Raw genomic sequence first — 818 nt, 5'->3', positions numbered from 1 at the left:
GCCTTGCAGCGCGGCGCCCGCAACATTCTGCTGGCGCCGCCGAGCTACTTCAAGAATGTCGGCGACGATGGTCTTTTCGGCTGGTTTTCCACTGTCTTTGCCGTGCTCGGTCCCCTCGCCCGTGGCGTTCTGCTCTACAACATTCCGTCGGTCACCATGGTGCAGCTCTCGCTTGACCTGATCGGCCGATTGCGTACGGCTTTTCCGGATGTCATTGCGGGGGTCAAGGATTCCGGCGGGGATTGGGACTACAGCGAGGCGCTGCTCGGCGCCCATGGCGATCTGGTGATCTTGATCGGTGACGAGCGGCATCTGGCACGAGCCGTGCGAATTGGTGCTCAAGGCGCAATCTCCGGCATGGCCAATTTCGTTACCAGCGAAATCCGGGCCATGGCCGGGGACGGGCGCGACGACACACGCGTCGAGCGTTTCGTGCTCGAATTGCTCAAACACCCGGTAACGCCGGCGGTGAAGGTCATGGTGGCGCGCAAAACCGGCGACGACCGCTGGCTGGCGGTCCGTCCGCCGCTGGAGCCGATCGGTTCGCAGGGGCGACAACAGCTGGCTGACGCCTATGATGGGCTGTTTGCCAGGGAATCAGCCTGACCGGCAAAGGGATACGCGCTGAAATGGAAGACGGCAGCGAGCCGACCACGCTTAGGGAAAAAGCCTATGCCAGCTTCACGCGGCATTTGCTGGCCCGCGATCTGCTGCCGGGCCAGTTCGTATCGCAGCGCGAACTGGTCGCCTTCACCGGTCTGCCGCTCGGCGCCATTCGCGACATCGTGCCGCGTCTCGAGGCCGAAGGGCTTCTGACG

The 818-nt window shown here is 63.6% G+C and carries 1 protein-coding gene and 1 pseudogene; both read left to right on the top strand.

The window, feature by feature from the left end:
- Nucleotides 1-606: dihydrodipicolinate synthase family protein (locus EN994_RS33600; protein ID WP_127308265.1), on the top strand; the 606-nt coding region annotated here is incomplete at its 5' end.
- A 23-nt stretch (nt 607-629) separates the two neighbouring features.
- Nucleotides 630-818: pseudogene (locus EN994_RS33595) on the top strand (GntR family transcriptional regulator); the annotation flags it as partial.

The sequence above is a fragment of the Mesorhizobium sp. M7A.F.Ca.CA.002.09.1.1 genome (genome assembly GCF_003998555.1).
GTDB classification, from domain to species: Bacteria; Pseudomonadota; Alphaproteobacteria; order Rhizobiales; family Rhizobiaceae; genus Mesorhizobium; species Mesorhizobium ciceri.
Note: the sequence above shows the minus strand (reverse complement) of the source record. Positions and strands in the feature narration are given on the sequence as shown.